Source organism: Comamonas aquatica NBRC 14918 (genome assembly GCF_000739875.1).
GTDB classification, from domain to species: domain Bacteria; phylum Pseudomonadota; class Gammaproteobacteria; order Burkholderiales; family Burkholderiaceae_C; genus Comamonas; species Comamonas aquatica.
Window position 1 is genome coordinate 25,689 of record NZ_BBJR01000040.1, and the last position, 24,985, is coordinate 50,673.

22 protein-coding genes are annotated in these 24,985 nt (G+C 67.4%); 4 read left to right on the top strand and 18 right to left on the bottom strand.

The genetic code is table 11. The annotated features are described in order from the left end of the window. Window positions 1–75: 75 nt before the first annotated feature. The gene (locus CA2_RS08205; protein ID WP_169741460.1) at window positions 76–1,158 is read left to right on the top strand and encodes a DUF697 domain-containing protein; all 1,083 of its coding nucleotides are present in this window, start codon (window positions 76–78) and stop codon (window positions 1,156–1,158) included. A 107-nt stretch (window positions 1,159–1,265) separates the two neighbouring features. Beyond that, the gene (locus CA2_RS17975; RefSeq protein WP_042415162.1) at window positions 1,266–1,718 is read left to right on the top strand and encodes a phage tail tape measure protein; all 453 of its coding nucleotides are present in this window, start codon (window positions 1,266–1,268) and stop codon (window positions 1,716–1,718) included. Here CA2_RS17975 and arsC read toward each other — a convergent pair whose 3' ends face one another. The 15 genes from arsC to CA2_RS08285 all read right to left on the bottom strand — a co-directional run bounded on the left by arsC (window position 1,719) and on the right by CA2_RS08285 (window position 19,161). Further along, complete coding sequence (arsC, locus tag CA2_RS08215) at window positions 1,719–2,069, bottom strand: arsenate reductase (glutaredoxin) (RefSeq protein ID WP_042415164.1); 351 nt, start codon at window positions 2,067–2,069, stop codon at window positions 1,719–1,721. 63 nt (window positions 2,070–2,132) lie between these two features. Then, window positions 2,133–2,528, bottom strand: coding sequence for a DUF423 domain-containing protein (locus CA2_RS08220; RefSeq protein WP_042415167.1), 396 nt, complete (start codon window positions 2,526–2,528; stop codon window positions 2,133–2,135). 51 nt (window positions 2,529–2,579) lie between these two features. Then, window positions 2,580–4,001, bottom strand: a complete 1,422-nt coding sequence (locus CA2_RS08225) for a dihydrolipoyl dehydrogenase (protein ID WP_042415171.1) — start codon at window positions 3,999–4,001, stop codon at window positions 2,580–2,582. An 87-nt stretch (window positions 4,002–4,088) separates the two neighbouring features. Next, on the bottom strand, window positions 4,089–4,862 hold the full coding sequence (locus CA2_RS08230) for a lysophospholipid acyltransferase family protein (protein ID WP_245620912.1): 774 nt from the start codon (window positions 4,860–4,862) through the stop codon (window positions 4,089–4,091). 108 nt (window positions 4,863–4,970) lie between these two features. Next, window positions 4,971–6,266, bottom strand: coding sequence for a dihydroorotase (locus CA2_RS08235; RefSeq protein ID WP_042415175.1), 1,296 nt, complete (start codon window positions 6,264–6,266; stop codon window positions 4,971–4,973). 225 nt (window positions 6,267–6,491) lie between these two features. After that, window positions 6,492–7,454, bottom strand: coding sequence for an aspartate carbamoyltransferase catalytic subunit (locus tag CA2_RS08240; RefSeq protein WP_042415178.1), 963 nt, complete (start codon window positions 7,452–7,454; stop codon window positions 6,492–6,494). A 1-nt stretch (window position 7,455) separates the two neighbouring features. Next, window positions 7,456–7,965 carry a bifunctional pyr operon transcriptional regulator/uracil phosphoribosyltransferase PyrR gene (pyrR, locus tag CA2_RS08245; RefSeq protein ID WP_042415181.1) on the bottom strand — a complete coding sequence of 170 codons (510 nt, stop codon included), beginning with the start codon at window positions 7,963–7,965 and terminating at the stop codon, window positions 7,456–7,458. Next, entirely contained in the window at window positions 7,962–8,414 is a 453-nt protein-coding gene (gene ruvX / locus CA2_RS08250; RefSeq protein WP_042415184.1) for a Holliday junction resolvase RuvX, read from the bottom strand. Before ruvX ends, pyrR begins: the two co-directional genes overlap by 4 nt. Continuing rightward, window positions 8,411–9,010 carry a YqgE/AlgH family protein gene (locus tag CA2_RS08255; protein WP_042415187.1) on the bottom strand — a complete coding sequence of 200 codons (600 nt, stop codon included), beginning with the start codon at window positions 9,008–9,010 and terminating at the stop codon, window positions 8,411–8,413. The genes ruvX and CA2_RS08255 overlap by 4 nt, the downstream gene beginning before the upstream one ends. Window positions 9,011–9,204: 194 nt before the next feature. Next, a complete protein-coding gene (locus tag CA2_RS08260; RefSeq protein ID WP_042415190.1) occupies window positions 9,205–15,276 on the bottom strand; it encodes an Hpt domain-containing protein in 6,072 nt (2,023 codons plus the stop codon). A gap of 64 nt (window positions 15,277–15,340) precedes the next feature. Further along, a complete protein-coding gene (locus tag CA2_RS08265) occupies window positions 15,341–17,575 on the bottom strand; it encodes a methyl-accepting chemotaxis protein (RefSeq protein ID WP_042415193.1) in 2,235 nt (744 codons plus the stop codon). Between the two features lie 24 nt (window positions 17,576–17,599). Next, window positions 17,600–18,142 (bottom strand): chemotaxis protein CheW, encoded by a 543-nt coding sequence (locus tag CA2_RS08270; protein ID WP_042415195.1) that lies wholly within the window; start codon window positions 18,140–18,142, stop codon window positions 17,600–17,602. Window positions 18,143–18,153: 11 nt separating this feature from the next. Next, entirely contained in the window at window positions 18,154–18,525 is a 372-nt protein-coding gene (locus tag CA2_RS08275) for a response regulator transcription factor (protein ID WP_042415197.1), read from the bottom strand. 37 nt (window positions 18,526–18,562) lie between these two features. Next, window positions 18,563–18,949 (bottom strand): response regulator, encoded by a 387-nt coding sequence (locus CA2_RS08280; protein WP_042415199.1) that lies wholly within the window; start codon window positions 18,947–18,949, stop codon window positions 18,563–18,565. Between the two features lie 59 nt (window positions 18,950–19,008). Further along, the gene (locus CA2_RS08285; protein ID WP_042415201.1) at window positions 19,009–19,161 is read right to left on the bottom strand and encodes a rubredoxin; all 153 of its coding nucleotides are present in this window, start codon (window positions 19,159–19,161) and stop codon (window positions 19,009–19,011) included. A 111-nt stretch (window positions 19,162–19,272) separates the two neighbouring features. On the opposite strand from CA2_RS08285, the gene thiD reads away from it, so the two are divergent. After that, the gene (gene thiD, locus CA2_RS08290) at window positions 19,273–20,262 is read left to right on the top strand and encodes a bifunctional hydroxymethylpyrimidine kinase/phosphomethylpyrimidine kinase (RefSeq protein WP_042415203.1); all 990 of its coding nucleotides are present in this window, start codon (window positions 19,273–19,275) and stop codon (window positions 20,260–20,262) included. Further along, window positions 20,246–21,550 carry a glutamate-1-semialdehyde 2,1-aminomutase gene (gene hemL / locus CA2_RS08295; protein ID WP_042415205.1) on the top strand — a complete coding sequence of 435 codons (1,305 nt, stop codon included), beginning with the start codon at window positions 20,246–20,248 and terminating at the stop codon, window positions 21,548–21,550. Before thiD ends, hemL begins: the two co-directional genes overlap by 17 nt. A gap of 58 nt (window positions 21,551–21,608) precedes the next feature. On the opposite strand, the gene CA2_RS08300 is transcribed toward hemL, so the two are convergent. From CA2_RS08300 to CA2_RS08310, 3 genes are all read right to left on the bottom strand, one after another. Continuing rightward, window positions 21,609–22,214, bottom strand: coding sequence for a DNA-3-methyladenine glycosylase I (locus CA2_RS08300; RefSeq protein ID WP_042415207.1), 606 nt, complete (start codon window positions 22,212–22,214; stop codon window positions 21,609–21,611). A gap of 287 nt (window positions 22,215–22,501) precedes the next feature. Continuing rightward, window positions 22,502–23,974 (bottom strand): amino acid permease, encoded by a 1,473-nt coding sequence (locus CA2_RS08305; RefSeq protein WP_042415209.1) that lies wholly within the window; start codon window positions 23,972–23,974, stop codon window positions 22,502–22,504. Window positions 23,975–24,407: 433 nt separating this feature from the next. Continuing rightward, window positions 24,408–24,854 carry a c-type cytochrome gene (locus tag CA2_RS08310; protein ID WP_042415210.1) on the bottom strand — a complete coding sequence of 149 codons (447 nt, stop codon included), beginning with the start codon at window positions 24,852–24,854 and terminating at the stop codon, window positions 24,408–24,410. Window positions 24,855–24,985 lie beyond the last annotated feature (131 nt).

Below are 24,985 nucleotides of genomic sequence, written 5' to 3' on the forward strand. Positions count from 1 at the left end.
ATTCCCCGGCTGCTGTCACCAGCAACGGCATTCAGGCAGACTGGATGCCGTTTTTTGCTTTGGAGGATGCCGCCCATGTCCCGCTTCACGTCCCGCCTGCTGCTCCTGGGAACTTGCGCCCTGGTGGTCTGGAGCGCTGTGTTTGCCGTGGCCATGGTCAGCCAGCTGGCCGATGCGGCCGACCGCGTGCATGCCGGGGCCGGGCAGCCCGTTTTCTGGAGCCTGCTGACCCTGCTGGTGGCCACGGTGCTGGCGCCCAGCATCTGGCTGCTGCGCCTGCCGCAGGCCCTGCGCCACCCGCCCGAGGGCGATGCCCAGGCCCTGGCCGACTACGCCACCCGCCTGCGCGCCCATCTGGCGCGCAACCCTCGGCTGGCAGGCCGCCCGCTGGACAGCACGCAGGACGTGGAGGCGGCGCTGACCGTACTGCGCGACGCGGCCGAGACCGAAACCCGGCGCAGCGCCGCCAGCGTGCTGGCCAGCACGGCCCTGCTGCAGAACGGGCGCCTGGACGGTCTGGTGGTGCTGGTCAGCCAGGTGCAGCTGGTGTGGCGCATTGCGCGCATCTATGGCCTGCGCCCCTCGCTGCGCCAGCTGTCCTACCTGTACGGCAATGTCGGCGCCTGCGTGCTGGTCGCCTATGGGCTGGACGAGGTGGACTTTGCCGAGCTGACCGCCCCCATCGTGCAATCGGCCACGCCCGCCGCCATGGGCAGCGTGCCCGGGCTGGGCGGCATGGGGCAGTTGCTGACCAACAGCATGGCCAGCGGGGCCGCCAACGCTTTTCTGACGCTGCGCGTCGGCCTGGTGGCCGATGCCTACTGCGCCCCGCAGCACCTGCCGCAACGTCAACTGGTGCGCCACCACGCCACGCACCGCGCGGCGCAGATGCTGGGTGGCATCGTCAAGGACTGCGGCACGCAGATCACCCAGGCGGTGTACGGCCGCCTCAAGCAGGGCGTGCTGCACACGGCCCAGGCCGCGGCGGACAGCGTCAAGCAGGCCGGTCGCTCCGTCAGCGAAGCCACCCAGTCGGCCTACCAGGCCACGGCGCAGGGGCTGAACCAGGCCGTACACCAGGTGCGCGGCACCACCTCGGCCGCCACCCAGCGCCTGCAGCAGACCCTCCGCCGGCAGGACGACCCGGACAAACCTTGAAGTATTTTTGAGCTGCAGCACAGACACAGCAAGCGCTGGCAGCTATGGTTTTTTATTTCCGGATGGCTGCGCTTGAGCACCTGCCGGCAAACGCCTAGCATCTGGACATGCCCATCCTGCCCCCGCCCCGACTCCCCCTGATCGCCACCGCGGTGTGGCTGGCTTGCACGGCGTGGCCGCTCAGCGGCCAGGCCCAGGTCTTCCGCTGCGGCAACAGCTACAGCAGCACCCCGTGCGCCGACGGCAAGCCCGTGCCGGTCGAGCCCATCGTGGAAGTCCATCCCCCCACCCAGGGCGCGGCAGAGCGCCGTGCCACACGGCGCCATGCAGACCGCGAAGAGCGGGCCTGGGACCGCATGGAGCGCGAGCTGGACAAGGCCCAGGCCAACGCCCCGCCGCAGCGCAAGTCCGGGGTGGACCGCAGCCAGTGCGCAGCCCGCGACCGGCGCATCCAGAAGATCGACCAGCTGGCACGGCGCGGTGGCACGGTACAGCAGATGGAGCGCCTGCGCGAGGAGCGCCAGGAGGCGCGCGACTGGCAGTTCCGCGCGGGCTGCTGATTACAGCAGCGCCAGCACCTTCTCGGGCGGGCGGCACAGCGCCGCGCCCTTGGGCGTGACCACGATCGGGCGGTTCAGCAGCTGCGGGTGCTGGGCCACAGCCAGCAGGATCTGGGCGTCGCTCACCGCCGGCTGGTCCAGCCCCAGCGCCTGGTAGGCCGCTTCCTTGGTGCGCAGCAGCTCGCGCACCGGCACGCCGATGTGGGCCACCAGCTCGGCCAGTTCTGGGGCTGTCAGTGGCGTGGCGATGTAGTCGACGATGTTGGGCTCAATGCCGCGCGCGCGCAGCAGCTCCAGGGCGCCGCGCGAGTTGCTGCAGCGGTTGTTGTGGAAGATGGTGATATCGCTCATGGCGGCCAGTGTAGGCCGCCGCACGCCCACGGGCGATCTCGGCGCGAGATCCCCCATGCGCCCTCAGGCCCGGCGCGCCAGCTTCCAGCCACCAATGCCCAGGCTCAGCCAGCCCAGCATCAGGCAGGTGCCGCCCCAGGGCACGAACGGGCGGAAGGTCTCGATCCCGGTGAAGGTGCGCAGATAGATCAGGCCGCTGAACAGCAGCAGCCCCAGGACAAACAGCCCGCCTGCGGCGCACAGCCAGCGGTTGCCGGCCGTGGTCAGCGCCGCCACGCCCAGACCCAGCAGTGCCAGGGCATGGAACATCTGCTGCTGCACCGCCAGCTGCAGCGAGGCGCGCGTGGCCTCACGGACCTGCGGATCGACAATAAACCCCAGACCGTGCGAAGCGTAGGCGGCCATGCCGACCGCCATCAGTCCCAAAAACGCGGCCACAGGCAGCCACCAGTTGCGCATGTTCGACTCCCTCATTCCCCAGCAAAGCCGCCATTATCGGCCGTGCGGCGCTCAGGCCGAACGCAGCTGCTTGCGCAGGTCGCGCAAGGCGTTGTCCAGCATTTCCTCCACCGTCGGATGGTAGTAGGGCAGTGCCAGCAGCTGCTCCACCGTGTCAGCGCGCTGGATCGCCCAGGCCAGCAGGTGGGCCAGGTGCTCGCCCCCGGCACACAGCAGGCTGACGCCCAGCAGCTGGCGACTGGCCGGGTCGGCGTACAGGCGCAGCACGTGTTCGGGGGCCTGCATGATCTTGGAGCGGCCATTGCCCACGCCCCGGGCCGTGACCACCACCGCCTCGGGCGGCAGCTCGGAAAAACGCAGCCCCACCTCAGCCACATCCGGGGCGCTGAAGACGATGGACAGGGGCACACTGCGCCCACGCACCGGCAGGTCCTGCCAGCGGGCGTCTCCCACTGCGCGCAAGGCCTGCTGGGCGGCGATCGTCCCCTCCTGCGCGGCCTCGTGCATCAGCGGGCGCTCGCCCGTGGCATCGCCCGCCAGGAACACCCGGCTGTCCAGGCAGCGCAGGCTGGCGCGGTCCCACAGCGGCCGGCCCTGGGCATCAAAACGCACCCCGGCCTGGTCCAGCGCCAGGTCCGCCAGCCGGGGGCTGCGCCCCTGGGTGACCAGCACATACTGCACATCGGCCTTGAGGGCGCCGGCCTCGAAGCGCACCATGTCGCCACGGCGCTCGGCCAGCACGTCGCGACACCCCAGGGCCATGGGCATCTGGTGGGCAAAATAGGCCTGTGCCGCCTTGGCCACCTCGGGGTCGGCGATCTTGGCCAGCACCGGATTGCGCCCCGTTGCCACCACCTGCACCCCCAGGCGCGACAGGGCCACGCCCATCTCCAGGCCGATGGCCCCCATGCCCCACACCGCCACGCTGTGCGGCAGGTCGTGCAGGGCAAACAGTTCATCGGTCGTGATCAGCGCCGCACCCAGCTGTTCCTGCAGCTGCGCCGGCTTGCGGGCTTCAGAGCCGGTCGCCACCACAAAGGCGCGCGCCTGCACGCGGCGGCCGTCGCCCAGCTCCAGCAGGTCGGGGGCCGCAAAGCGTGCCCCGGTCTGCAGCAGATCGCTGTCGGCCAGGGCATGCAGCTGGCGCACGTTGCCTTGCACCAGCTGGTCGCGGATCTGCAGGGCCTCCTGCCACAGCTGCTGCGGCGTGGCATGCCCCTTGGGCAAGGCCGCCCGCCATTGCGCCTGCGGCATGCCAGCCGGCATCAGCTGGCGCAAGCCGTCCCAGCGCTGGGCGGCGTGCAGCACGGCCTTGGAGGGCATGCAGCCCACGCGCGCGCAGGTGGTGCCCAGCGGCCCCTGGTCGATCAGCACCGCCCGGGCGCCGGCCCGGCGCAGCGTGCTGTACGCGTTCATGCCTGCCGTACCGGCGCCGATGACGGCAACGTCCACGGTCATGGAAGAAGGGGCCATGTGCACACTCCTGGTCAGCGGGGCAAGATGCCCCCATTGTGCAAAACCGGCAGCGCGGCGGCCACGATGCCATGCTGCGGTAAATGCCTATTGCGCCAGGTCGGCCACCACGGGAGGGACGGGCGCGGTCTGCGGCTGGGGGGTGTGCGGTGCTTCCTGGTTGCGGCGCAGCGACTCGATGCGCTGCTGCAGGTCGCGCGCCCAGGTGCGGCGGTCCCGGCCTTCGGCCTTCTCTGGCGCGCCGTAGCGCACCACGGCCACCAGGTGCTCGGTGGCAATCGTGCGCCACAGGCTGCGCAGCATGGCTTCGTCGGGGGTGGCCTCGCAGGGCACATACGATGCCTGGCCAGTGCGGGCATCGACAAAGGTCATGGCCACGGGCTGGACCGGCACGTCGGCGTCGATGGCCGCTTGCAGCATGTTGCCGTGAAAAGGCAACAGGTCACGGCCATTGCCCACCGTACCCTCGGGGAAGACGGCGAGGATGTCACCGTGGCGCAGGGCCTCGACCATGGCCTGGACGGTGCGCTGGGTGTCCCGGCGCAGGCTGCGCTGCACGAACAGGGTGCCGGCCGCCTGCGCCAGCGCCCCCACCAGGGGCCAGCGGGCGATCTCGGCCTTGGAGACAAAGCGGCAGTGGCGCGCCGCGTGCAGGGTGGGGATGTCCAGCCAGGACTGGTGGTTGGCTACCAGCAGTACCGGGCCCTGGACCACGGGGCTGCCCTGGACCTGCAGGGCCACGCCGGCCTCGGTCAGGAAGCCGCGGGCCCAGCGTTCGACCGTGCGCTGCTGGCTGGCCGCATCCAGATCGTGGAAACCGTTGCGCGCCAAGCGCAGCCCCTGCAGGGTGTGCCGCAGCATCCGAGTGAATCGTCCGATCGCACGCCAAGTTCCAGCCATCCGGGCCGCCCTCCTTCACAAGTTAAATGCTGTCACCTTTCCCGCACCGGTGGTCGCCCTGCCCCAGGCTCAGCCGCGCTCGAACGCGACGTGGCCCGCCACCACGGTGCATTGCACGCGGGCGGGCAGTTCGTAGCCCTGGAAGGGCGTGCTCTTGCCCTGGCTGACCAGCGCCTCGGGTCCCACGGTCCAGGCGGCCTGGGGTTGCACGACGCACAGGTCGGCCACCCCACCTTCCACCAACTGACCCAGGCTGGCCTGCAGCGTTCCCAGCGCCTGGCCCAGCACGCGGGCGGGGGCGGCGGTCACCACCTCCAGCGCGCGGGTCAGGGGGACGTTCTGGTCCTGCGACCACTTGACGGCCAGGGACAGCAGCAGCTCCACACCGGTGGCGCCGGCCTCGGCCTCGGCAAACGGCAGCACCTTGGCGTCATCGTCCACCGGGCAGTGGTCGGAAACCAGGGCGTCGATGGTGCCGTCGGCCAGGGCCGCACTCAGCGCATCGCGGTCGCGCTGCTGGCGCAGCACCGGCACCAGGCGGGCGCTGCTGTCGAAGTAGCCGAGGTCGTTTTCGGTCAGGTGCAGCGAGTTGATGGACACGTCGGCCGTCACGTTCAGGCCCTCGGCCTTGGCCTTGCGCACCAGCTCCACGCCAGCGGCGCTGGACAGGCGACACAGGTGCACGCGGGTCTGCGAGCCACGGATCAGCTCAAAGATGGTGTGCAGCGCAATCGTCTCGGCCGCCACCGGCACGCCGGACAGGCCCATGCGTGTGGCCAGGGCCCCGCTGGCCGCCACGCCCTTGCCCAGGTCCTTGTCCTGGGGACGCAGCCACACGGCATAGCCGAAGGTGTTGGCATAGGCCAGCGCGCGGCTCAGCGTGGTGATGCTGGACAGCGGCGTATCCGCCTGGCCGAAGGCCACGCAGCCGGACTCGGTCAGCTCGGCCATCTCGGTCAGCACTGCGCCTTCCAGGCCCTTGGTCAGCGCCCCCATGGGGAACAGGCGCGACTGGTGCAGCTTCTTGGCGCGCAGCTTGAGCATTTCCACCAGGCCCTGCTCGTCCAGCACCGGGTCGGTGTCGGGCAAGCACACCAGGCTGGTCACACCACCGGCCACGCTGGCGGCCATTTCGGAGGCCAGCATGCCTTCGTGCTCATGCCCCGGCTCGCGCAGGCGCACGGCCAGGTCCACCAGACCGGGCAGCACCCACTGGCCGCTGGCGTCGATCACGCGGTCCGCCTCAAACCCGGCGGGGGCCTGGCCGATGGCCACCACCCGGCCGGTGGCCAGCGCCACATCACAGACCTGGTCAAAACCACGGGCCGGATCGATCACGCGGCCGTTTTGAATCAAGATTTTCATGGTTAATCACCCAATTGACCGCTAGCCCTTACCCAGCAAGCGCTAGCAGCTATCAAAAACATCTCTACCAGTGCGCAGTGCCACCCTGCCCCACGCCACCGCCCCCTTGCGCGGGGGACACCGAGCTAGGGCCGCCCCGACGCGATGGTGTCGTCCCCCTTCCCGCTGCAGCGCAGCGAGAGAAGGGGGAAGCGGCGTAGCCGCTCAGGGGGATGGCCTGAGGCATCAGGCCTCATTCCCCGCCACGATGGACATCACCGCCATGCGCACCGCGATGCCGAAGGTCACCTGCGACAGGATCACGGCCTGCGGGCCGTCGACCACGGCGGAGTCGATCTCCACGCCGCGGTTGATGGGGCCGGGGTGCATGACGATGGCATCGGGCTTGGCCAGCTGCAGGCGCTTTTCGGTCAGGCCGAAGCTCTTGAAATACTCCTGGCTGGACGGCAGCAGCGCGCCGCTCATGCGCTCGTTCTGCAGGCGCAGCATGATGATGACGTCGCAGTCCTTGATGCCCTCTTCCAGGTTGTGGAAGACGCGCACGCCCATGCTGGCCAGATCGGCAGGCACCAGGGTGCGGGGGCCCACCACGCGCACTTCGGCCGCGCCCAGGGTGGTCAGCGCATGGATGTCCGAGCGCGCCACACGCGAGTGCAGCACGTCGCCCACAATCGCCACGCGCAGGTTGGAGAAATCTTTTTTGTAGTGACGGATGGTGTACATGTCCAGCAAACCCTGCGTGGGGTGTGCGTGGCGACCGTCACCGGCATTGACCACGTGCACGTGGGGGGCCACGTGCTGGGCGATCAGGTACGGCGCGCCCGACTCACTGTGGCGCACCACAAAGATGTCGGCGGCCATGGCGCTCAGGTTGTCGATGGTGTCCAGCAGCGTCTCGCCCTTGCTGGCCGAGCTGCGCGCGATGTCCAGGTTGAACACGTCGGCCGACAGGCGCTTGGCGGCAATTTCAAACGTGGTACGGGTGCGCGTGCTGTTCTCGAAGAACAGGTTGAACACACTCTTGCCGCGCAGCAGCGGCACTTTCTTGACTTCGCGGTCGTTGACGCTGACGAAGTTGCTGGCCGTGTCCAGGATGTGGGTCAGGATGTCCTTGGACAGCCCTTCGGTGGACAGCAGGTGGATCAGTTCGCCGTTCTTGTTCAGTTGGGGGTTGCGCTTGTACAGCACGTTATGCCTCTTTGACTTCAAATTGGAAGGTGCCGTCTTCTGTGCGCGCCAGCGCCAGCGACTGGCTGGCGGGCAGCGCCACACGCGCGGCGGCAAATTCGGCGGCCACGGGCAGCTCACGGCCGCCGCGGTCCACCAGCACGGCCAGGCGCACGCAACCGGGGCGGCCATAGTCGTACAGCTCGTTGAGGATGGCGCGCACCGTGCGGCCGGTGTAGAGCACATCGTCCAGCACCAGGATGTCGGCGCCGTTCACGTCGAAGTCCAGCTGGGTCTGCACGCTCTGCGCCATGCCGCGCTGGGCGAAGTCGTCGCGGTGCAGGGCCGAGGACAGCACGCCCGGCTTGCCAGCCAACCCCAGGTCCTTGTGCAGGCGCTCGACCAGCCAGGCGCCGCCGGAGGCCACGCCGGCCAGCTGGGTGTTCGGCCCCATCAGGCTGCGCACGCCACGCAGCAGTTCACGGTACAGGGCTTCGGCGTCCAGGACCAAAGAACCAGCGGAAAGACTCATGGAAGACTCCTCAAAAATTGCTCCAGGATGATGCAGGCCGACGCGGCATCGGCATCCTTGGCACCACTGGCCAGGGCCTCGGTGGTGCTGTAGCGCTCATCCACTTCATACACGGGCAGATTGAAACGCCCCCGCAACTGGCGGCCGAATTTCAAGGCGCGTGCTGTGTTCTCGTGCGGCGCACCGTCCGGGTGGTAGGGCACGCCGATCACCAGGGCCTGGGGCTGCCATTCCCGGATCAGTTGCTCGATCGCCGCAAAGCGCGCATCCGCGCCCTCGGCCTTGATGGTGGGCAGGGGACTGGCGCCGCCGAACACGCGGTTGCCCGAGGCCGCCCCGGTGCGCTTGGTGCCGAAGTCGAAGGCCAGGAACTGCTGGATGTGCGCAGGAAAATCCACGGCCTGTACAGCAGCGTTGCTGGGCCGTGGGGACGAAGTCTCGGGGTTCATGCGTGTCCTGCTTCGGGCGACAGCATCCAGGGCTGCAGCCCCAGCAGGCCCAGGGCCTTGTTGTAGCGGTCTTCGGCGGGGGTGTCGAAGATGACCTGGGGGTCGGCGTCCACAGTCAGCCAGGCGTTCTCGCCCAGCTCGGACTCCAGCTGGCCTTCGCCCCAGGAGGCGTAGCCCAGCGTGACCAGCACGCGGCGCGGGCCGGCGCCGTTGGCGATCGCCTCCAGCACGTCCTTGGAGGTGGTCATCTCCAGGCCGCCAGGAATGGCCAGGGTGGACGCGTAGGCGGATTCGTCGGCCTCGGCGCCCTCGATCAGGATGGGGTCGTGCAGCACGAAGCCGCGGTCGGTCTGCACCGGACCGCCCTTGAAGACCAGGTCTTCGCGCAGGTCCTCGCGCCCCAGGGGCAGGTCGATCTTGTTGAGCAGGGATTGCAGGCTCAGCGTGGAGGGCTTGTTGATGATCAGCCCGAGCGCGCCGCGCTCGTTGTGCTCACACAAATACACCACGCTGCGAGAAAACGACTCATCTTCCAGACCGGGCATGGCGATCAGGAAGTGGTGCGTCAGATTGATAGGCGCAGATTCAGCGGGCATAAGCCGGCATTTTAGCGGCGAACCACCGGCCTGCCCGGGGCGCGCACGATGTCCTTGGGCCGGGCGCTGCAGCGCCCGGCTTTTTCAGAAAAAAGAGCTGCCTGCACTGGATCCACAAGGACTTCACATACTTTCATATGCAAAACCCTTGAAAAAACAGCGCTTGCAGCTCTTTTTATCGAAGCACACGCGCGTCAACCATCGACCGCTTCGGCACCGGCGGATTCCGCCGCCAGCGGCAGCGGTTTGCCGACGGCATAGTGGTGCACCAGGCCCATCAGCTCCTCGTCCGAATACGGCTTGCCCAGGTAGTGGTTGGCCCCCAGCTCCATGGCCAGATCGCGGTGCTTTTGCGCCATGCGCGAGGTGATCATGATGATGGGCAGGTGCTGCAGCCGCGCCTGCGCGCGGATGTTGCGCAGCAGGTCGAACCCGTCCATGCGCGGCATCTCGATGTCCGACAGCACCACGCAGGGCAGCTCCTCCTGCAGCTGCTCCAGCGCCTGCAGGCCATCAGCCGCCGTGACCACCCGGTAGCCCTCGCGCTGCAGCAGGCGCTGCGAGACACGGCGCACGGTGATGGAATCGTCCACCACCATCACCAGGGGCACCTGGCTGGCGGCCTGCATCCCGGACAGCGGCACCTGCGGCGCCATCGCGTGCTGCAGCTGCTGGGCCGCCTGCGCGTCCAGCAAAGCCGGCAGGCCCGCACCCAGCTGGCGAATCTGCGTGCCATACACGGCCGTCAGCGCCACCGGGTTGTAGATCAGCACCACCGCCCCGGAAGCCAGCACCGACATGCCGGTCAGCCCCGGCAGGCGAGACATCTGCGCCCCCAGGTGCTTGACCACCACTTCCTGGTGGCCCAGCACTTCGTCCACGTGCAGCGCAATGCGCTGCGAGGCGCTGCGGCAGATGACCACGGGGCGCGTCTTGCCGGCGCCGACTTCCAGGCTGCGCGGCGACTGGCTCCACACCGCACCGGCCCAGAAGAAGGGCACGCGGTCCTCGCCATCGACCAGCTCGCCGGTGCGGTAGGCCGCCTCCAGGTCCGCCAGGCTGACGCGGCGCACCACCTCGACCAGGCTGGCGGGCACGCCCACCGAGAACTCGCCCGCGCGCAGCATCACCACCTGCGTCACGGCCGTGGTCAGCGGCAGCACCAGACGGAAGGACGAGCCCTGCCCGTCCTGGGTCACGGTCTCGATGCGCCCCCCCAGGGCCTGGACTTCCGAGCGCACCACGTCCATGCCGATGCCGCGACCGGACACACCGGTCAGCTGCTCGGCCGTGGTGAAGCCCGGCATGAACACCAGTTGCGCCGCGCGGGCGGCATCCACCGTTTCCTCGGCCGTGATCAGGCCACGCTCCAGCGCCTTGTCGCGGATGCGCGCCACGTTCAGGCCGGCGCCGTCGTCGCTGACGCGGACGGCCACGTCGTTGCCTTCCTGCTGCACGTGCACCTGGATGCTGCCGGTGGCCGGCTTGCCCGCGGCCACGCGCTCATCGGGGGTCTCGATGCCATGGTCCACGCAGTTGCGCAGCAGGTGCTCGAAGGCCGGCACCATGCGTTCCAGCACGCCGCGGTCCATCTCGATGGTGCCGCCGGACAGGCCCAGCTTCACCTGCTTGCCGGTTTCTTTGGCCGTCAGGCGCACCACGGCATACAGGCGCTCCGAGATCGCATCGAACTCCACCATGCGCGTGCGCAGTAGGTCGCGCTGCAGCTCGCGCGCCTGGCGGCCCTGGGCCACCAGGTCGTCTTCCGCACCCGCCACATCGCGCAGCAGGTTGCGCTGCACCGTGGCCACGTCGTTGACCGACTCGGCCATCATGCGGGTCAGCTCCTGCACCCGGGTGAAGCGGTCGAATTCCAGCGGATCGAAGTCCGCGCCGGCCTCCTTGGACAGCTGCATGCGCGACTGCATCTGGGATTCGGCCTGCACCTCGATGTCGCGCAACTGGTGGCGCAGACGCTCGAGGTTGTGGGTCAGGTCGTTGAGCGAATGCTTGATGCTGCCCACCCGCTCATCCAGGCGCGAGCGGGCAATCATCACCTCACCGGCCTCGTTGATCAGGCGGTCCAGCAACTGCGCACGCACGCGCACCGTCTGCTGCACGCCCTGGCGCACGCCACCGGCCAGCGCTGGCGGCGGCGCTTCGGGGGGCACGGCCACAGGCTGTGCCAAGGCCGCCGGGGCGGGGGCGGCATCCACCACATTCGCCACCTGGGGCTGCGCCGCCGTGGCTGGCGGCACGGCATCCGCGGGCAGCGCCCCTTCCAGGTTGCTGGCCACCGGTTCGATGCGGACCGGGGTTTCGGGGGCTTGCTCACCCACCGCGCGCAACAGGCCGAAGCTGGCTTCCATGCTGTCCAGGCGCCCGAACAACGGCTCAATCTGCTCGGTGGTGACCGTGTCGACATCCAGCGCTTCCAGCGCCGACTCCAGGCGGTGGGCCATTTCGCCCAGGCGCAAGGCACCAGCCAGGCGGGCGCTGCCCTTGAGGGTGTGCAAGGCACGCAGCAAGGTGCTGCGGGCTTCAAGCCGCGTCGGATGCCCCGCCCACTCCCGCATCGCGGCGCCCAACACGGGCAGCAGTTCCACCGCTTCCTCTTCAAAGATCGGGAACAGGTCCGGATCGATGACATCGAACACATCGATGTCATCGTCGCCGTCCACCCCAGCCTGGGGCATCGCGGCATCAGATGGCGGCACCAGCGGCGCACTGCGCTCCTGTGCCACGGCGGCAGCCTGCGGCAGGGGTTCGTCCACCTCGGCCGGTGCTTGCGCCGCGACCGGTGCGGGCGCCAGTTCCAGATTGGCTTGCAGCACGTCCTGCAAACGCTGCTGCACATCGGCCGAAGCCGTGCGCAGGAAGCCGGCCGCAAACTGGTGCAGCAAACCACGGATTTCCTCCGCTGCCTGCACAAACACCTGGACCTGCTCGGCCACACCGCAGGCCTGGGGCTCCACGTGCTGCAGCGCGGCTTCCAGCTTGCGTGCCAGACCCGACAGTGCCTGGAAGCCGACGGTGGCCGAGCTGCCAGCCAGCGAGTGGGCCCACGCGATCACGGAATCGGGCTGGGCTTCCTCCAGGTTCTCCTGCCAGGCAGTCAGTGCATCCAGCAAACGGTAGGACCAGCCCTCGGCCTCGCTCAGATACACATTGAACAGGGGCAGGGGCACCGACAGATCACCGATCTGCTTGACCTGCGCGGCAGGCGGCTCCGCTGGCGCTGCATCGGCCACGGGGATGGCCGCTGGAGCGGCGGGCACCTCGTCCACCCCGGACAAGTTGAGCTCGGGCTCGGCAGTGGCGGCCACATCCTCCAGCCTCCCGGCTTCGGCGGTCGCCTCCACAGGCTCCGCGACCTCGGAAGGCCCGGACCGCTCCAGCACCTCTTCACGCGATGGTGCAGCCGGCAAGATGGGCGCGGAAATGCCGTCGCCCACCTCGTGCAACAGCGCATCGAACTCGTCAAAACTGATTTCCTCGGCCTGCGGCACCTCCATCGCGCGGGCCTCGGGCTCCTCCAGCGCGGGCAACGGCGCGGCTGGTTCCTCCGCCCATGCCTCGGCCACGGTCTCCGACACCAGCGGCGCAGCAGCTTCTGCCGTCACGGGCACGTCGCCCGACAGTGCTGCCACGTCCAGGCTGTCGAACGCAGCCGGCGCTGCTGCCTCGGCATCCTCGGTCAACGCTGGCCCACTGGCCGTCAGGTCCTCGAGGTCCAAGGCCTGCGCTGCCGACCACTGTGTCGCATCGACCTCGGCCACCGGCGGTGCCACCTCCGTGGCTGCCGCGCCCTGCACCGCCTGCCTGTCCAGCGGAATGAAACGGGCGTCCAGGCGCATGGCATCGGCACTGGCGCGAAACGGTGCGGACTGCCAGTGCTGGTCCGCCTGGGCTTCGATCGCTCCGACCCAGGCCTCGAACGCATCCAACGCCTGTCCGGACAGTTGCCGCATGGGCTCGGGCATGGCCTTCTGCTCGGCCAGCCAGGCGTTGAGCATCTGCTCCATGGCCCATCCAGCCTGCCCGAAATCGTCGAGCCCCACCATGCGCGAGCTGCCCTTGAGCGTATGGAAAGCCCGGCGCAGCACGGTTTGCTCGCTCAGGTTGGCAGGCTCCTCGGCCAGGGCCTGCAAGGCTGCACGGCCATTGGCCACCACCTCCCGGGCCTCTTCCAGGAAGATGCCCAGCAGTTCGCCGTCCGTATCTTCCGGCTCCACCTGCAACACAGGTGCGGGGACAGGGGCAGCCACGGCCTGGGTGTCCGCCACAGGCGGCGTGCTTGCGGCCTTGGACGCCGGTGCAAGGTCTGCGGATGGCTGCGGCACCGCATGTGTGGCTGCGGCAGGCTCCGACTCGGAAGTGACCGGGACCTCCGGCGCGACCAGCTCCACAGGGGGTGGACTCTGGGGCTCGCGGGCCTGCATGGCCTCCCGGGATGCCGGTCCCTCGCCATCGCTGGCACGGTGGCGCACACGCCCCATCAGCAGCTTCAGCTCGCCCTCTTGCTCATCGAACTCGTAGAGCTTGCGCGCCAGGTTGCGCTGGTAGCTGAGCATGTCGATCAGAAAGCCCAAGGCGCCCAGGCTGTTGCCCATTTTGTCGAACAAGCGGTGCTGCTCGTCCTCCGGCACCTGCTCGGTCTGCAGGCGCTCCACGTTCTGGCGCATGCGCACCATGGCCAGCGAGGCCTGGTCCAGCCCCAGGACCGACAGCACGCCACGCATCTGCGACAAATGCGCCGCCACCGGTGCCAGCACCGCCGTATCGGCAGGGTTGCGGAAATACTGGTCCAGCAGTTTTTCGGCATCGGCCAGGGTGCCGCGCAGCTCGCCCACCACGCTGCCCATGGTCTGCTGGTCGCTGACCTGGCGGTACAGCTGCTCCATCCAGGGCTCCAACGGCTGGGCCGGTTGCCCGGCCAGCACCTGCAGCAGACGGCCCGCCAAGGTGTCGGCATGCGAAGCCATCGCATCGTCGGCCATGTCCAACGAGGCGAAGGCCGCTTGCAGGTACAGCACGGCCGTGGCCACCTCCATCGCCACTTCCGGCGACGGCGACTGGGCCTGGGTGGCCACGCTGTGCACCACCTGCATCAAGGCCCTGGCCAGCGACAGGCTGCCCGGATGCAGCTTGACCAGGGAATCGCAGACCAGGGTGAATTGGTCCACGGCAGGCTTGCATTTCTGGGCATCCCCCCCTGCCAGGGCCGACCAGACTTCGGTAGCCGTGGCAATCCGCTTGCGCGCCTGGGCCAGCAGGTGGGGGTCGAAACGGCCAAACCGCGGCTGTTCGTAATTGACGACCGGATGGCGCTGTAAATCAAACGCGTCGTACACACCACGCCAGACCACGGCCGCGGCCTGCCCGGGATGTCCTTCCTGCGCCGCCTGGGCACAAAAGAACAGCATGTCCTGCAGCAGCCGCTCGGGTGCGACGGGCTCGCTTTTGGCCAGCGCCGCGCTCACCGTCAACAGCCGGGAGGCCACGCGTTTGGTGTAGATGTCGGGCTTGAGCAGGCCGTGCGCCATCGCATCGAAAAACGCCGCGGCCACCTTCCAGAAGATGCGCATCTGCACATCGGTCTGGGCCTGGGCAAATCCCAGGCAGATTTCGCGCATGCACTCGCCAGCGGGGGCCACCTCACTGCCCTTGACGATCTGCAAGACCGACGCATCCAACACCTTGCGGGGCTCGGGGCCATAGCCCAGCGGTGACACCTCGTAGGGCAGCGCCGGGTCGCGCAATCGGCGTTCGACCGGCCACAAGTCGGCCGGGTGCACCTTGGTGTGGTTGCCGAACAAGGCCTGCACGTCGCGGTACTGCGGGAACAGCGCCACGGCAGACACCGGCTTGCCGGCCAGCACCGACTCCAGGAACTCCAACAAGGCAAAGCTGGCTTTTTCCAGGGTCAAGGCGACGGCCTCGGTGCAGTCCGCAGGTTGCTGCACATAGTGCTGCATCGCCGTTTCCATGGCCCGCAGCAACAGCGCAGCCTGGGGCATGCCCACCATGTCGAGGGCACCGCTGGACTGGTGCAACTGCTGCTTGGCCATGCGCAAGGGACTGCTGTCCAGCGCCGCCAGGTCCGAATCGCGGGCCTCTTCGGCCTCGCGCACAAAACGACGCGTCGCCTTGACGGCGGCGTCCATCGACTTGCGCAGTTCGTCAAGCACCCAGGCCAGCGGTCCGAGATCCCGGTCGCTCTGGGAAACATGCCCGATCGGTGCGGTGGCTTCAGTTGGTGACATGGTTCATCCTTGGCTTCTCCCAGCCGCAATCCTGTGCGCCGCGCCTCATCCGTCGCGCTGCACGTCAGTCAATCTTGAATCGCGCCACCGACTGGCGCAGCTCCTCGGCCATGTGCGCCAAGTCACGCACCTGCTGGGCGGTGGTGCGCGTACTTTCGCCGGTCTGCTCGGTCACCGCAAAAATGTGCTGGATGTTGCCAGCCACATCGTTGGCCAGCTCGGCCTCGCTCTGGGTGGTGTGCGCAATCTGCTCGATCAGCTCGGCCAGATGGCGTGACACGCTGTCAATCTCCGACAAGGCCGTGCCCGCAGAGTCTGACAGACGCGCGCCTTCGACCACACCCTGGGTCGACCGCTCCATCGCCGCCACCGCATCCTGGGTGTCGGTCTGAATCGTTTTCACCAGCACCGAAATCTGCCGCGTCGCATCCGCGGAGCGTTCCGCCAGGCGCTGCACTTCTTCCGCCACCACGGAGAAGCCGCGCCCGGCCTCCCCTGCCGACGCAGCCTGGATGGCGGCGTTCAAGGCCAGCACGTTGGTCTGCTCGGTAATGTCCGAGATCAACTCGGTGATTTCACCGATCTCCTGCGAGGACTCGCCGAGGCGCTTGATGCGCTTGGAGGTTTCCTGAATCTGGTCACGGATGGCGTTCATACCGCCAATCGTGTTGTGCACCGCCTGCTGCCCCTGCTCGGCCGCCAGCAGCGACTGGCGCGCCACCGTGGCCGACTCCTGGGCCTGGCCCGACACCGTCGTGATGCGGGAGGCCATGTCCAGAATCGACTGCCCGGTTTCTCGAATCTCACGCAGCTGCTCGGCCGAGGTCGCCAGCAGCTCCGACGAGGTGCTGTCCACCTGGGCTGTGGTCTGGGCCACGCGGGTCGCCGTGTTCTGCACGCTGCCCACCAGCAGCCGCAGCTCTTCCACCGTGTAGTTCACCGAGTCGGCAATCGCACCGGTGATGTCTTCGGTCACCGTGGCTTCCTGCGTCAGATCCCCTTCCGCCACGTTCTGCAGCTCGTTCATCAAGCGCAAGATGGCGGCCTGGTTGGCGTCATTGACGCGCTTGGCCTCCTGCTCCTGGCGCCGTGCATCGCGCTGCTGCTGCTCGGCCAGCTCCTGGCGTTGGCGGCTGTCCAGCAGTTGCACGCGGGAAATGCCCATACCGCAGACCAGCACAAACAGACCCAGCAGCACCAGCAGGGCCATCTGGCCGGCGGAGATACCCGCCTGCTCCGACAGCTTGTTCTGCAGGTTTTCCAGCTGCGAGCGCAGCGGCTCGCTGTCACCGATAATGGAGTTCTGCGCCTCGCGGGCAGCCACCAGGCCTTGCAGATTGGTCAGGATCGAGGTGGCCTGGGTCCGTGTCTGCTCATACTCCTGCAGCATGGCCTTGAGCTGCTCACGCACCTGCCCATCGCGCGCCGGCGACAGGCGCAGCTCCGGGTTGCCTTGCAACAGCCCTTCGGCCAACTCCTTGAACGAATTCAAGTCGCGCCCCAGCAAAAACACGGCCTCGGGGCTCACGCCATCGACCGTCTGGAATTCGTTGGCCGATTTGCCGATCCGCTGGGTCAGCACCTGCAACTGGCTGGATGCGGCAATCTCGGTGGCCGAGGCACCGAGCTGCAGCTTGCTGTTGGCAACCGCCTCCGCCAGTTCCAGCAGCGTGGAGGACTGGCGATTGATCGAACGCAGGGCATCCCCGGCCTGGATCAGCACGGTTTTTTGCGCCAGCACCGCCTGCGCATTCTTTTCCGCACGCTGGGCCAAGGCGCTGACGGACCCCAGGTCCTGCTCGAACGCGGCATCCACGCTTTGCACGCCCAGTTCGGCATCGCCCTGTGTCAAGGCACGCACATTGCGCCCCAGCACGCTGGCACTGTCTTGCAGCTCCACAAACGCGCTCTCCTTGCCCAGCAAGGCCTGCGTCACCGATTTGGCCAAACGCTGCGACTGCATCAGCGACTGCCCCGTGGCGGCCAGCTGCTTGGCGGAGCGGTCGGCCTGCTGCAGCACCCAGCCGGCCACCAGGGCCAGCAGCAACACCCCGAGCGCCAGCATGGTCAGCAGGCGGCGCTGGTGCGTGGCGGCAGGTGCCGGGCCTAGCAAGGGCAGCTCGATGCTGCCCTGCTCCAGCGTCAAGTCATCCATCAGGTCCGTGTCCTGGACACTTTGCAGGGTATCTGCCGTCAGCGTGTGCTGGCTGGAATCCTCCGTCGCTGCCGCTGCCACCGCCTCATTCTTTTCGCCGGACCTGCGACGAAAAATACTCCCGACCTGCTGGATAAAAGACATGCTCGTCCTCGAAGAATCAATGGATCAGATGCGTATGCTCAAGAATTCCGGGGTCTGGACCAGGTGGTGCAACTGCAGTACCTGCCACACGGCCCCGGCGCTGTCGGCATAGCTCGCACCCACCATACCCGCAGCCAAGGGGCCTGCGCCCTGCGGCACCTCAACACCCTCGGAGATAAAGTCATCCACGCCACGCAGGCCCATCAAGCGGTCCACCACCAGGGCGGCATTCACCTGCAGGGTGGGATTGACCGCCAGCAGGCTGACTTCGTGCAGGGACTGCTCGGTGCGTTCCACCGGGTACCCCAGAAAGGCACACAGATCGACCACCCCGGCCAGGGTGCCGCGCAGATTGGCCACCCCCCAGAACCAAGGCAGGGTGTATGGCACGCGCAGCACGCCCGACCAGGAGAAGATCTCCCCGGCCTGCTCCAGCGGCAGCAAATAATTGCGTCCACCGGCCTGGATGGCGAGCCAGCGGGCGCTGCGGGACGTGTTGCTGCGCGCCGCCTGCAAGCGCTCAGCCAGACGCGTTTGAAGATCGCGCAGCGCTTGTCGGTTGGCCATAGGTCACCGCCTCACGCGTTGTTCAGTGCTGCAATCTTGGCCTGCAGTTCCGCAGGGTTCACGGGCTTGGTGATGTAGTCACGCGCGCCCTGGCGCAAGCCCCAGACCTTGTCAGTCTCCTGGTTCTTGCTGGTGCACATGATGATGGGCACATCGGCGTACTTGGTGTCGCGGGCGATTGAGCGCGTGAGCTGGAAACCGTTTTGCCCGGGCATGACCACGTCCATCAGGATCAGGTCCGGCTTTTCCTCGCCCAGCCGCTGGATCGCCTCCTGCGCATTCTCCGCCGTGCGCACGCTATAGCCCTGCTTTTGCAGCAGGTCCGTCAAGAACATGAGCTCCGTCTTGGAGTCATCCACGACCAACACCTTCTCGATAGGCATATGCCTCTCCTCTCGTTGTATTTTTCAGGGGGCCGAGTCAGGCAGTGCGTCCGAACTGTTGCACAGCCTGCAGCAACTGATCCTTGGAGAACGGCTTGGTGAGGTATTCCTGGCACCCCACCATCCTGCCGCGGGCCTTGTCAAAGACGCCGTCCTTGGAAGACAGCATCACGATCGGCGTGTCCGAAAAATGGGCGTTGCGCTTGATGATGGCGCAGGTCTGGTAGCCATCCAGCTTGGGCATCAGGATGTCGCAAAAAATCAGCTGCGGCTGAAAGTCGTTGACCTTGGCCAGCGCATCGAAGCCATCCTCAGCCAGGAGCACATCGTGCCCCCCTTGCTTGAGGAAGATCTCGGCACTGCGGCGGATCGTATTGCTGTCATCGACAACCAGCACCTTGAACGATGCGTTTGCTGCACTCAATTGGCACCCCTTGAGTTAGTGGAACTCCCCAGCAGGGTCACACGCTCCCTGCCTGCCTCTCAAATTTCGACCATCTCAAAGTCTGATTTGCCCACCGCGCATTCGGGGCAGGTCCAGTCATCGGGAACATCTTCCCAGCGCGTTCCGGCCGGAATGCCATGTTCGGGGTCGCCCACCGACTCGTCGTACATCCATCCGCAAATCAAACACATCCAAGTTTTAGGGTCGGCCACAGCTTAAAGTCGCATCCAATAGAATGCAACGATTGTATATAGCCGCCTGCCGCTCCCCTCTTGACAGACAGGCGGCCATTGGGACAACGCATGGCCTTTCAGCCCCCCGCAGTTCCAACTGCACCAAACACCCCCGAAGATTCCGAAGCCGCCCTGGCACAGCCGATGTGCGTGATGAGTTTCAACGCCTGCGACCCCAGCGGAGCCGGCGGTCTGACGGCCGACATCACCACCATCGCCTCTGTGGGCGGCCATCCGGTGGCCGTGGTGACGGGTGTCGTCGTGCGCGATACCAGCCACGTGTTCTCGCACTCCGCCATCGACGATGAAACCGTCACCGACCAAGCGCGCGCCGTGCTGGAAGACATTCCCGTGCGGGCCATCAAGGTCGGCTTTGCCGGCAGCCCCGCCAACCTGGCGGCGATTGCCGAGCTGGCCAGCGACTACCCGGACATTCCCATCGTCAGCTACATGCCCGACCTGTCCTGGTGGCAGGGCGATGGCCTGGAAGAGTACCTGGATGCCTTTCAGGCTCTTGTCATGCCTCAAACCTCGGTGTTGGTTGGCAACCACGGCACGCTCAGCCGCTGGCTGCTGCCGGACTGGTCGCAAAGCCGTCCGCCCAGCGCTCGCGACATCGCCAAGGCCGCCGAGGCCCTGGACGTGCCCTTCGTGCTGGTCACCGGCATCCCCCTGCCCGACCAGTACATCGACAACGTGCTGGCCTCGACCGAGACCGTGATTGGCAGCAGCAAGTTCGAGATGTTCGACGGCAGCTTCCACGGCGCGGGCGACACGCTGTCGGCGGCGCTGACGGCGCTGCTGGCCGCAGGCAACGACCTGGGCGCGGCCGCGCAGGACGCGCTGGAGTACCTGGATCACAGCCTGGGCAGTGGCTTTCGACCAGGCATGGGTCAACTGATACCCGACCGTATGTTTTGGGCGCAGCCCGATGACGCTGCCGAAGCCGCCGAAAGCGACGAAGATAGCGCGCAACCCCCGACTGACGCCCCGCCCGCGGACGACGAACCGCCGCCGCTGGAAGGCTTCGAGATGCATCCCCATGACACCAAACACTGATCTGAATCTTCCCCTGTTCGAGCGCGCCAAGACCATCATCCCTGGTGGCGTGAACTCCCCGGTGCGTGCCTTCAATGCCGTGGGCGGCACGCCGCGCTTTGTGCAGCGCGCGCAAGGCGCCTACTTCTGGGACACCAACGACCAGCAGTTCGTCGACTACATCGGCAGCTGGGGTCCGATGATCCTGGGCCACGGCCACCCCGAGGTGGTCGCCACCGTGCAGGCGGCCGTGCTGGAAGGCTTCAGCTTTGGCGCGCCGACCGAGCGCGAAGTGGTGCTGGCCGAGAAGATCCGCGAACTGGTGCCGTCCATGGAGATGCTGCGCATGGTGTCTTCCGGCACCGAAGCCGGCATGAGCGCCCTGCGCCTGGCGCGCGGCTACACCGGCCGCAACAAGATCATCAAGTTCAACGGCTGCTACCACGGCCACGCCGACTCCCTGCTGGTCAAGGCCGGCTCGGGCCTGGCCACGTTCGGCGCTTCGTCGTCGGCCGGTGTGCCGGCCGATGTGGTCAAGGACACCATCGTGCTGGAGTACAACGATGTGGCCCAGCTGGAGGAAGCCTTCGCCAAGATCGGCAACGAGGTGGCCTGCGTGATCCTGGAGCCGATCGCCGGCAACATGAACTTCGTGCGCGCCTCGGTCGAGTTCACCCGCCGCATCCGTGAGCTGACGCAGGAACACGGCGCGCTGATGATCTACGACGAGGTGATGACGGGCTTCCGCGTCGCCCTGGGCTGCGCGCAAAGCCTCTACGCCCAGCACATCGAGGGCTTTGTGCCCGACCTGACCGTGCTGGGCAAGGTGATTGGCGGTGGCATGCCCATGGCGGCCTTCGGCGGGCGGCGCGAGATCATGCAAAAGCTCTCTCCCCTGGGCCCGGTCTACCAGGCCGGCACGCTGTCGGGCAACCCGATTGCCACGGCCTGCGGCCTGAAGACGCTGGAGCTGATCAGCCAGCCCGGCTTCCATGCCGAGCTGCACCTCAAGACCGGCCACCTGATGCAGGGCCTGAAGGCCGAGGCAGACGCCGCCGGCATTCCCTTCAGCATCGACTGGCAGGGCGGCCTGTTCGGCTTCTACCTGCTGCCCGAGCTGCCCAGCACCTACCACGCGGTGATGAAGACCGACGGCGCGCTGTTCAACAAGTTCTACCACGGCATGCTGGCGCGCGGTCACTACTTCGCCCCGGCGCTGTACGAGGCCGGCTTTGTGAGCAGCGCCCACACCGAGGCCGACATCGAACGCACGGTGGAAGCCGCCCGCGCGGTGTTCCAGACGCTGTAAGCGTTTTTTCACCCCCTGGCGCCCGCCCCGCACGCTGCCGCGTCGCGGGGCGTTGTTTTTAGCGCGGCGGCTGAAAATCCTTTTTCATCTGCTCGACCGCCGCGCGCGTCACGCAATCGGGGGCGTGGTCGTTGACCATGCCCATGGACTGCATGAAGGCGTAGACCGTGGTGGGGCCGACGAACTTCCAGCCGCGCTGCTTCAGGGCCTTGGCCAGGGCCTGGGATTCGGCCGTCTGCGCCAGCAGCGCCGTCCCCTCGCCGGGTGTGGCGGGCGCGAAGCGCCAGAAGAAGGCGGCCAGCGAGCCTTCCTGCGCCACCATCTCCACGGCGCGGGCGGCGTTGTGGATCACGGCTTCGATCTTGCCGCGGTGCCGCACGATGCCAGCATCCTGCAGCAGGCGCTGTACATCGGTGTCCGCAAAGCGGGCCACCTGGTGAAAGTCGAACTGCGCAAAGGCTGCGCGGAAGTGGTCGCGCTTTTGCAGGATGGTGTACCAGCTCAGGCCGGACTGAAAGGCTTCCAGGCTGATCTTCTCGAACAGCCGGCGGTCGTCCGCCACGGGAAAGCCCCATTCATGGTCGTGGTAGTGGATGTAGCGGTCGGTGGCCAGGCACCAGCTGCAACGCGAGTGGCCGTCGGGGCCGGGTCCAGAGGGAATCATGCAAAGCGCTCCTTGGCGGCCACTGTAAAGCAAACAGGGCCAGCCAAAAACCCAGCGTCTGGCGAGGTGGGTTTTTCAAAAGCATAGCTATTAGCGCTCGATGAACAATGTTTTCAAATGCTTTTCGCACGGAAACGTTGATCTATCGCGCGCCAATCGCTCACTTTTAGCAAGCACCGCCGCCACGCCTGCACACTGCGGCAGGTGGAGGGGCACGGCGGCCTGGGCCAGGGCAGGCTGCCGCGGGGGCTAGTCCGGCATCACCGCCCCGCTGGCAGGCGCCAGTCCTAGGCCTGGGCTAGGCGCGAATGGCGCATGCCGTAGCCCACATAGATCAGCACGCCCAGCGCCATCCAGCCCACAAAGCGCAGCCAGGTCAGCGTGGTCAGGTTCAGCATCAGATAGACGCACAGCAGCGCCGACAGCGCGGGCAGCGCGGGCGCCAGGGGCACGCGGTAGCCGCGCGCCTGCGGGTTCTTGCGGCGCAGCAGCAGCACGCCCAGGCTGACCAGCACGAAGGCCGACAGCGTGCCGATGTTGATCATCTCTTCCAGCAGCTCCACCTTGGTGAAGCCGGCCAGCACCGCCACCACCGCCCCCACGGCCAGCTGCAGGCGCACCGGCGTCTTGCGGGTGCTGGAGGTCACGCCCCAGCTGCGCGGCAGCAGGCCGTCACGGCACAGCGCCAGCAGCACGCGCGAGCTGCCCATCAGCAGCACCATGACCACGGTGGTCATGCCGATCAGCACGCCGACCGAGATGACCTGCGCCGCCCAGCCCGCGCCCACGGCGATGAAGGCCGTGGCCAGCGAGGGGTTCTCGGCCTTGGCCAACTCGGTGTAGGGCACCATGCCGGTCAGGGCCAGCGTCACCAGGATGTAGAGCACCGTCACCAGCGCCAGTCCGCCCAGGATGCCGCGCGGCAAGGTGCGCTGCGGGTCCTTGACCTCCTCGGCCGAGGTGGCCACCACGTCGAAGCCCAGGAAGGCGAAGAACACCAGCGCGGCGCCCGACACCACCCCCAGCCAGCCGTACTGGCTGGGCGCGGCACCAAACAGCCAGGCCAGCATGGGCTGGCCCCAGGCGTCGCCCGTCACCCCGTGCGCCACCACCGGCGCCTGGGCCGACGGCACAAAGGGCGTGAAGTGGTCGGGGTTCATGTAGGTGAAGCCCACCACGATGACAAACAAGGTGATGGCAATCTTGACCAGCGTGAACACGTTGTTGACCCGCGCCGACACCTGGGTGCCGGCAATCAGCAAGCCGGTGAACACGGCGACAATGAAGAACGGCCCCCAGTTCAGCGACAGCGCGCCCAGCTGCAGGGTCTGGGGGATGTCCACCCCGGCCGTCGAGAACACCGCCGACAGGTAGATGCCCCAGTACTTGGCAATCACGGCGGCGGCGGAAATCATCTCCAGCAGCAGGTTCCAGCCAATGATCCAGGCCAGCCCCTCGCCCAGGGTCAGGTAGGTGTAGGTGTAGGCACTGCCGGTGACCGGCACGTTGGAGGCGAACTCCGCGTAGCACATGATGGCCAGCGCGCAGGTGAAGGCCGCCAGGATGAAGGAGAAGATCACCGCCGGCCCGGCGAAGGTGCCCGCCGCGCGCGCGCCCACCGAGAAGATGCCCGCACCCACGGCCACCGCCATGCCCAGGATGATCAGGTCAAAAGTGCCCAGCGTGCGCTTGAGCTGGCGCCCTGGTTCGTCGGCATCGGCCAGTGCCTGTGCGACGGTCTTGGTTCGTAACCACTGCATGCAAACCCTTTGGGCCGCCCACCACCGCGCACGGCGCAGGCTGCCATATCGTTTCAAAACGACAATCCTAGGGATTACCCTTTGCTTACGCACAAAGCCTGCGCTTACGCCCTGTAGAGCGCTTGATTTTTGCAACGGCCACTGCAGCCCGGGCACAGGCACGTTAGCGTGCACCGACGCTCAAAAAACCTGCTTCACACCTTCAAAGTGCCACTGCATACTGCAAGAAAAGATCGCTGCACGCAAGAAATCACCCCCATCGCGACAGGAATCGAGATCGGCACCTTCGCTGACGGGGATGGGGCGGGGGCTGGTCGCCCGTCCCTGCCCCGCTCTGCCACAGGGGCCGCGGGCTGCGGTGCACCGCTTGCCCACCACCGCGCACCAGGGGCGTGCGGCCCGGCGCAAAAACCCCGGCTTGCGTGGACCCTGCCTAGGGCTGGGGCGCGGGCAGGGCCAGGATCCACTGCGCCATCAGCTCGGCCTGCTCCGGCGTCACCTGCGGGTGACGCGGCATGATGGTGCGGCCCCAGACGCCGACACTGCCCTCGCGGATCTTGCCGGCCAGGTACTCGGGGGCATCGCTGCGGCCCTGGTAGCGTTGCGCCACCTCGGCCAGGCTGGGGCCCACAAACTTGCGGTCCACCCCGTGGCAGCGCATGCAGTCACTGCCTTGCACCAGGCGCTGGCCCTGCACCAGCTCGGGCCGCTGCTGCGCCACTGCCTCGGTCTTGGCCGCCGTGGCCTGGTCCGAGGGCGTGCCGATGTACAGACGCACGCCCAGATTCAGCAGCCCCAGCACCACCAGGATCATGCCAATGATGATGACCCAGGCCAGCCACTTGGGGCGCTGCACCGGCTCGTCGTCGTAGTCCTGCATGGATACGCTTCCTTCTTCCTAAAAACAAAAACGGCACGGAGGCCGAAACCACCATGCCGAGTGTGCAATGCCTGGCCCAAGCTGGGTTCCAGCAGGGGCTTGGCCGGCCGTGCCGTGGGCGCAGCCCGCCG